This window comes from Pseudonocardia alaniniphila, assembly GCF_022524485.1.
In the GTDB taxonomy this organism is placed as follows: Bacteria; Actinomycetota; Actinomycetes; order Mycobacteriales; family Pseudonocardiaceae; genus Pseudonocardia; species Pseudonocardia alaniniphila.
Map to the genome: position 1 here is coordinate 37,322 of NZ_JAKXMK010000053.1, position 7,919 is coordinate 45,240.

Below are 7,919 nucleotides of genomic sequence, written 5' to 3' on the forward strand. Positions count from 1 at the left end.
CCGGACCGGGCGATCGGGCGGTCGGGTTGCGCGCCGGCAGCAAAGCGCGGCGGCGCCAGCACCGTCGTCAGCGTACTGTCACCCCGTTGAGGAATGTGTCCACGATCTCCTCGGCAATCTCGCGGTAGCTGAACAAGCCGCCGGGTCGGTACCATTGATAGGACCAGTTAGTCATTCCGAACAGTGCCATGGTCTTGAGGCGGACATTCACTGGGCGGAACAGGCCGCGCTCGATTCCGTCCTGCACGAGCGACTCCACCAGGTGTAGATAACGGTTGCGTCTGTCAACTACCTTGTGCCGGAGGGGCTCGGGTAGCTCCCGATGGTTCTCGAAGAAGACCTGCAGGTAACCTGGCCGCTTGTCCACGACCTCCAAGATGTCGATCACGACGTTGCGCAGCCCCTCCCTGGGGTCGAGCCCGTCCTTCACATAGCCCTCGAGGCGGTCCAGGACCGAGTCCATCATCTCCTCGTGAATCAGGTAAAGAATTTCGCCCTTGCCCTTAACGTAATGGTAGAGGGTCGGCTTGCGGAGTGTCACGGCGTCAGCAATGTCGTCCACGCTGGTTTGATGGTACCCTTTTTCTTGAAACAACTGTGCCGCTGCACGTGCGATCTGCAGTCGTCGATTATCCGCTTCTGGCGTTACCATGCGTACCTTGCACTCCCTGAGTGACGTGCGTGCCGATCCGTGGCGCTGAGCCCGGACGTATCCGGACACCGCTGGCGGATCACACCTTACGCCGACCAGTCGGTCGGGCGGATGCTGATGGACCCGCGTCCGCTCCTGATCTGTCCTGACCAGCGGTCTAAGGCCCTCCCCGGCTCGTGACCGACTGGTTGGTCGTGCCAGCAGCGGCAGTCGAGGCCGAGGAGCAGGACCGGGCCGGCACCTCGTCGCCAACCATGTTGCCGACGAGGTGTCAGACATGAGGGCCGCGCCGTTGACGTGGTGCGAGTCGGAACTGCGATGGCGACGGCGCCCTCCGTGTGATCGGGCGGCCGCTCCGCATTTCCGACGGATCTCGGCGACGACGCCGTTCGTGGACTGCCGAACCGCCACGGTGACCGCGTGGCTGTACTCGGCCACCAGGTTGGCGACAGTCGGCTGACGGGTGGGAGTCCGCCGGGTGCGCTGTTGCTACGGAAGATCTGTTTGTAGGCCTACTCGTTTGCAGGGTCCGGTGGAGTCGCTCGACTTCGCCGTGGAGCAGTGCGGTCTGCTGAACACCTGCCGCGCGCCGAGTTCGGCGACGACCGCGCGCATGGACCATTTGTAGACCCAGGCGTTGTCGGTCATCGCGATGCGCGCTGGTGCCGTGGGATGCGAAGTAGGCCGCCGCGTGGGCGAGGAACCCAGCGTATGTGGGATCCGCGAGACCGTCCGGGCAGGGACGCCGGTTTCGGAGCCGATCCGGTCTGCCCGCGGCGGTCTGTCGGCTTCTTCATCCGGCGACCTCGTGTGCGCGTACACCACCGTAGGCCTGCCAGGTGGGCGAGATGAGCCACCCGGCATCGACCGGGATGGTGACACCGGTGATGGCCGAAGCCTGGGGGCCCGCCAAGAAGACGACGGCGTTCGCGACCTCCTCGGGCTCGACCATCCGCCCCATGGCAGATGCGGCCTTCATGCTGGAAACGTCGCGCTCGCCTGCCTCGATGAGTCGCCTCATGAGAGGTGTGAGCGTGTAGCCAGGCGCGACGCCATTGACCCGTACGCCGGCCCGGCTCCACTCCCCAGCGAGGTTCTCGGTCATCCGCACGACCGCAGCCTTGCCAATGCCGTACGAGTGCAGCGGTGTCGACCGAAACCCGGTGACCGACGAGATGGTGACGACCGAGCCCTTGCGCCGCTTCGCCATGGGCAGGCCGAAGGCGAGGGCGGCGGACCAGGTACCGCGGACGTCCACCCGGATCACCTCGTCCCAGGTGTCCGTGGCGAGGTCTTGGGGTGGGACGGGCAGGTGGGTGATGCCTGCCGCGGTCACGAGGATCGAGACCGGGCCCACTTCCTGCTCGATCCGCTTCGCCTCCTCTCGTACCGCTGCCTCGTCGACGACGTCCAGCGCGACCGCGACGTGACCGTTCCCATTCAGCCGGCCGACTGCGTCGTTCGCTGCCGCCTCGTCACGGTCTGATATCACGATCCGGGCGCCTTGTTCCGCAAGCAGCTTCGCGCTCGCGAACCCGATCCCGCTGGCTCCTCCGGTCACAACCGCGATCCCGCCGTTGAAGCTCATCGCGTACTCCTCGCTGATTTCTCGGTGTCGACCGATCGGTCGGTCGACACCCATGCTGCAGTGCACGAAGCGCGCGGGTCAACGCTCGAAGATGACGAATCACCGCAGCTCTTGTCGGGTTCCGGAGGTCACTGTAGCGTCGAGGGCAGATGTTCGACCGACTGGTCGGTAGAAATATCCGATTCGCGCACAATTGTTGGAGGACGATCCATGTCGCAACCTGCTGGTGCGCCAGCCGTGTCCCGTGAGCCGGTCGACGGCACCTGTCCGTGGTGCGGCGCTCGGGATCTTCGTCGTTATCCGGTGCTGTCGGAGGGCGGCTGGTTCCAGGTCGTCAAATGCCAGACCTGCCTGCGCTCGACCAGCCGCGACAGGTGGGAGCTGCTCGGTCCGGTGCAGCTCACATCGACTGGGTTGAGCTTCGACTGACGCCGATGTTCACGACAACATTCCAGAAAGGTGAAACGCGATGATCGGAGTTGACGTCGGGGGCACCTTCACCGACGTAGTGGCAGTGGCGGACGGGTTGATCCGGACCGTCAAGGTTCCGACCGACGTCCGCAGCACCGAGCAGGGCGTGCTTCGTGGAGTGCGCGACATCGGTGTGCAGGACTCGGCGATCTTCAATCATGCGAGTACGCACGGCTTGAACGCGGTGATCACTCGGCGGCTTCCGAAGATCGCCTTCCTCACCACGCTGGGTCACCGCGACATCCTCGACATGGGTCGCACCTGGCGGCCTGTTGAAGGGCTGACCAACGCAGCGTGGCGGCGCCCGTTCGGCGACGCCGCGCGCCCGCTGGTACCCCGATATCTGCGGCGCGGTGTCCGGGAGAGGATCACCGCCTCGGGCGACGTGCTGTTCCCGCTCGACGAGGACCAGGCCCGGGAGGAGCTACGGACCCTCAAGGAGTGCGAGGTCGCGGGTGTGGCGATCTGCCTGATCAACGCCTACGTCACCGCGCAACATGAGCAGCGGCTGCGTGAGCTCGTGCGTGAGGAGCTCGGCGATGGCGTGGAAGTCTCCCTGTCGAGCGAGGTCTCACCGCTGGCCAAGGAGTATGCCCGCGCGTCGTCAACCGTCATCGACGTGCTGATGAAGCTCATCTACAAGTGCTACACCGACCGACTCGACGCCGGCCTCCGGGAGCTGGGGTTCACGGGCGAATTCAACTACGCCGACTGCGCGGCACACCTGATTCCGGCGCATGTCGCGATGCGGCAGCCGTTCCGCATAGTTTTCGCCGGCCCGGCGGCCGGCACGATGTCCAGCGCCCACTTCGGCAGTCAGATCGAGCTGCAGAATCTGCTCTGCTGTGACGTCGGTGGCACCTCTGCGGACATCAGCGTCGTCAGCGCCGGTATGCCATTCGTCAATACCAGTTTCGAGCTCGAGCACGACCTCGTCGTCAACGCGCTGTCCAATGAGGTCTCCAGCATCGGCGCCGGCGGTGGCAGCCTCGTCACGATCAGCGACGTCGGTGAACTGCGAGTCGGGCCCGGTAGCGCCGGCGCGGATCCCGGGCCGGCGTGCTATGGGTTAGGAGGCGAACAGCCCACCATGACCGACGCTTGTTTGCTGATCGGCATCATCGATCCGGACGGTTTTGCGGGCGGTCGGATGTCGCTTCAGCCGGGGCTCGCCGAGCAGGCTTTCGCCGGCCTCGAGACCGCGATCAGCGTCGACCAGCGTGTCCGCCATGCCTTCGAGATCGGCATCAACAACATCGCCGAGGGCATCGTCAACATCGCGATCCAACACGGCATCGATCCTCGTGACTACAGCCTCGTCGCCTACGGCGCGGCCGGCCCGATGCTGCTGCCCGCAGTCCTCGGGCAGGTCCGGGCCCGAGAGGTCGTCATCCCGCCGCACCCGGGGTTGTTCTCCGCGCTCGGCCTGGTCAGCTCGGATCTCGTCTACGCCGAGAGTCGGTGCTCCTACACCCTGCTCGACGCCGACGCCGCTCCCTCGATCGACGCGATCTACCAAGAAATGGAGGACGCGCTCTGGGAGCGCCTGCGGCCGGAGGAGCGGGAGAGGGCCATGTTCATGCGCAGCTTCGACGGCCGGCTCCTCGGGCAGACCTGGGAGACCCCGTTCGTCGACGTTCCGCCCGGCGCGATCGACGCCGCCGCGGTGGATCAGCTGATCCGCAACTTCCACAAGACCTACGGCGAACGCTGGGGCAAGACCTTCGAGATGATGCCGGTCCAGGGCGTCACGTACCGGGTCGATGCGCAGGTACCCGCCGACAAGGTCACCTACCCGCGGGTGCCACGCCGAGAAGACGGCTCGGCGCCCGTCCCGACCCGGTGCCTGACTCTGCGCTACCTCGGCGAGGAGGATCAAGACGCGCACGAGTATGCGCGCGCTGATCTGCGCCAAGGCGATCGGATCGAAGGCCCCGCGATCATCCGAGAGCCGATGTCGACCACCTTCTTCCTTGCCGGACAGGCGGCCGAGGTGGGCCGGGTCGGCGAGCTGCGCATTGTTTCGATCTGACGAGGAGCTGTTGTGATCTATCCCGACCAGAATCCCGTCCGCCTTCGCGACCTCGACGACGCCGCTTTCGTCGAGCGTTATGGTGGGGACCGATTCACCATGTCCGTGCTGTCCAGCCGGATCCACTACATCGTCCAGCATATGTGCACCGGGCTGCTCAACACCGCCTTCTCAGGGATCCTGCGCGACTGGTACGACTTCGCGGCTACCGTTTCGGGTCCGCCGGCCGACGACTACCCGATGGGGTCGGTGAGCAACAGCCTCGCAGTGTTCTTCGGGACAATGGCCGATGGCTTACGCAACGCGGTCGAGGAGTACGGGCGTGACCGGCTCAAGCAGGGTGACCTATTGATCTGCAACGATCCGTATCGCACGGGTACCCACGTCAATGACATCCTGTTCATCCGCCCCGTGCTTCACGACGGGGAGATCGTGTCGTTCGTGACGATGCGCGCTCATCAGCTCGACATGGGTGGTGTAGTCCCGGCCGGATTCAGCGCGACCAAGCGAAACGTCTACGAATCCGGCCTTGTGCTCGCGCCGCAGCTGCTCTACGACGAGGACCGCCCGGTCGACTCGACATTCAACACCATTCTCGACAACGCCCGCTTCGGCGCGCTGCTATTGCCAGACCTCAAGACGATCCACCAGAATCTGTGCCTCGGGGAGCAACTGATCGGGGAGAGCATCGATCGCTATGGGCCCGCCGCGGTGCGCGGTTCCATCCGCTACAGCTGTGACGCCTCGGCCGAGGCGATGGCGCACGCAATCGCCCAACTGCCCGACGGGGTCTTCGACGGCGAAGAGCACATCGACTGCGACGGCGTCGGGGACGACATCGAGTACCGCGTGCACGTCACCGTGCGTAAACAGAGCGAGAACGTCGAGGTTGATCTCTCCGGGACGTCGCCACAGGCGAGGACGAGCATCAACGCCACGATGCTGGATACCAAGACCGCAGTCGGCGTCGGCCTCAAGTACCTGCTCGACCCGGCCTCCCCGTTCACCTCGGGCACCTACCGCTACATAGACGTCGTCATCCCCCCGGGCACCATCGGCAGCGCAGTGCCACCCGACGGGCCGGTCTTCCTCTACTGGGAAGCCACCATGCCGATCATGATGGCGATCTTCCGTGCGCTGTCGGAGGCGCTCGGGGTGGACGCCATCGGTGGCGACTACGGCACCCTGGCGCTGCACAACGCCAACGGCGTGCGAAATGGCGTGCCCTGGGTCACCACTGCCCAGTGCGGCGGCGAACACGGGCCCTGGGGAGCCACTCGTCACGGCGACGCCGACAGCTATGAGGTCATCTACATGGCCAACAACCTCGACCCTGCCACCGAGGCGATCGAGGCCGACATCCCTGTCGTCGTACTCCGCAAGGAGTACGCGCCCGACACAGCGGGAGAAGGTACCCACCGAGGCGGAGCAGCAGTGGTCAAGGACACGCTGTGGCTCTCCGCGGCCGAGCACTGGTCCAGCGCGCTGCGTACCAAGCGAGCTTCGGGTTTCGGTGTGAACGGCGGCCGTGACGGCTCGGCTGCGGCGACCTGGCTGTTCGACAAGGAGAGTTTCGACGTCGCCGAGGAGAAAGATCTACTGCCCGTCGACCCGTCCATCTATGCCAGGTCCATTCCGGTCGCAGGCGTGTTGAACCCGGAGACGAAAGACCGTGACCTGGAGGGGGGTCAGTACTTCTACTTCGCCAGCAACCCAATCTGGTACACCAAGCCCGGTGCGCAGTTCCGCTACCAGACGGCTGGTGGCGGTGGATGGGGAGACCCGCTGGGGCGATCCCCGCAGCGAGTCCTACTGGACGTTCGTGACGAGTATCTGACCATTGAGGCAGCGGCCGAACGGTACGGAGTCGTCATCACCGGTGACCCGGTCCGGCATCCCGAGAAGTTGAGGATCGACAAGGAGGCCACGGCGCAGCGACGCGCGGCAACGTGACAAGCTGGGTCCGCTACCGACCGGTCGGTCTCGGAAGACATCCCCTACAGGGCTGGCGGTGGTGATCGCCGTCGGCTGGGCAGCATCAAGGACGAGCTCACCCCCACCCTCGCCGATTCAGGAAGACCCCCACACCTGGGGCGCGGAGCAGCGCGGCGAACGCGGCATCTGGCCGTTGCCCGCCACCGTGGACGAGCAGCTCGCCGCGATCATGGACAGCAAGCGCGTCCGTGCCACCCTGGGTGAAGAGCTGGTCGACGTGTACCGCGTGGTCGGCGCCTCCGACGCCGCCGAGATCATCCGGGCCTCCCGCTTGACTACTGATCGGCACGCCGCGCCCGCCGTGGCACCCCCGCAAATGAGGGGTCAGGGCCGCTCCTCCGCGGGGGACACCACCACCAGCAGCGGGGTTCCCCCGGTGCCGGGGATCTGCATAGCGTCGGGCACGGATGACACACCGGATTGCCGGTCGAGCGCATAGCCGCGTTCGATGCCGGCGCAGTTCCCGGACACCCAGCCCCGCCAGAGCGGTGGACTGACGGTCAAGGCCGTCCCGCGGTGTCCTGACGACGCAGGGAGCGGGGCGGCTCATCCAGCCATCTGACCATCAAGATGATGTTTGGTAGTTATCGCATGACTGATCTGCATCACCGCACCGCCACCGGCGACACCTACGGTCACGGCGGCGAGCAGCGGGCCGTGCTGGTCTACCGGATCCAGTCCTATCAGCACCGGCAGCAACACTTCGGACCAGCCGATTTCAGCTTCGGCCAGTTCGGCCAGGACCTCACCGTCGACGGCCTGCCCGACGACGAGGTGTGTATCGGAAAGCGGTACCGGATCGGCGAAGCCGAGTTCGAGGGGCGCTGCCCGTCCTGCGGAACCGACCGGGCGGGTCACCCAGCCGCGGGTCACCTGCTACCGGGTCGGCCTACGCCTGGCCGAGCCCGCCATACCCGCACTGCCGGCCGATCACCACCGACCCGGTGGGTTTCGCGGACTCGTCGATCAGAGTAGGCAGGGGAGAGATGATGACTATTGCTAATAAGGACGCTGCGACGACGGACGTGCTTGTCGTTGGCGCCGGCTTCGCGGGGCTCTACATGCTTCACCGTCTGCGTGGCCTCGGGTTCTCGGCGACTGTGTTGGAGGCGGGTGACGGGGTCGGTGGCACGTGGTATTGGAATCGCTATCCGGGTGCGCGGTGTGACTCGGAGAGCTAC

The 7,919-nt window shown here is 65.7% G+C and carries 7 protein-coding genes and 2 pseudogenes; 6 read left to right on the top strand and 3 right to left on the bottom strand.

The genetic code is table 11. The annotated features are described in order from the left end of the window. Nucleotides 1–67: 67 nt before the first annotated feature. From MMF94_RS40490 to MMF94_RS40500, 3 genes and pseudogenes are all read right to left on the bottom strand, one after another. On the bottom strand, nt 68–652 hold the full coding sequence (locus MMF94_RS40490) for a TetR/AcrR family transcriptional regulator (RefSeq protein WP_241042807.1): 585 nt from the start codon (nt 650–652) through the stop codon (nt 68–70). Nucleotides 653–1,089: 437 nt separating this feature from the next. After that, a pseudogene (locus MMF94_RS40495) lies at nt 1,090–1,367 on the bottom strand (IS481 family transposase); the annotation flags it as partial. A gap of 78 nt (nt 1,368–1,445) precedes the next feature. Further along, entirely contained in the window at nt 1,446–2,240 is a 795-nt protein-coding gene (locus tag MMF94_RS40500; protein ID WP_241042808.1) for an SDR family NAD(P)-dependent oxidoreductase, read from the bottom strand. 469 nt (nt 2,241–2,709) lie between these two features. Between MMF94_RS40500 and MMF94_RS40505 the strand changes: the two are divergent. The 6 genes and pseudogenes from MMF94_RS40505 to MMF94_RS40530 form a co-directional block, all read left to right on the top strand. Then, nucleotides 2,710–3,183, top strand: a pseudogene (locus MMF94_RS40505) (hydantoinase/oxoprolinase N-terminal domain-containing protein); the annotation flags it as partial. Nucleotides 3,184–3,231: 48 nt separating this feature from the next. Continuing rightward, the gene (locus tag MMF94_RS40510; protein ID WP_241042813.1) at nt 3,232–4,743 is read left to right on the top strand and encodes a hydantoinase/oxoprolinase family protein; all 1,512 of its coding nucleotides are present in this window, start codon (nt 3,232–3,234) and stop codon (nt 4,741–4,743) included. A gap of 12 nt (nt 4,744–4,755) precedes the next feature. After that, nucleotides 4,756–6,696 carry a hydantoinase B/oxoprolinase family protein gene (locus MMF94_RS40515; RefSeq protein ID WP_241042809.1) on the top strand — a complete coding sequence of 647 codons (1,941 nt, stop codon included), beginning with the start codon at nt 4,756–4,758 and terminating at the stop codon, nt 6,694–6,696. Nucleotides 6,697–6,754: 58 nt separating this feature from the next. Beyond that, entirely contained in the window at nt 6,755–7,177 is a 423-nt protein-coding gene (locus MMF94_RS40520; protein WP_241042810.1) for a hypothetical protein, read from the top strand. A gap of 152 nt (nt 7,178–7,329) precedes the next feature. Beyond that, nucleotides 7,330–7,713: an MOSC domain-containing protein gene (locus tag MMF94_RS40525; RefSeq protein ID WP_241042811.1), complete on the top strand. Its 384-nt coding sequence runs from the start codon at nt 7,330–7,332 to the stop codon at nt 7,711–7,713. Nucleotides 7,714–7,724: 11 nt separating this feature from the next. Then, nucleotides 7,725–7,919 (top strand): NAD(P)-binding protein (locus MMF94_RS40530; protein WP_241042812.1); only part of this gene is annotated, 195 nt, incomplete at its 3' end.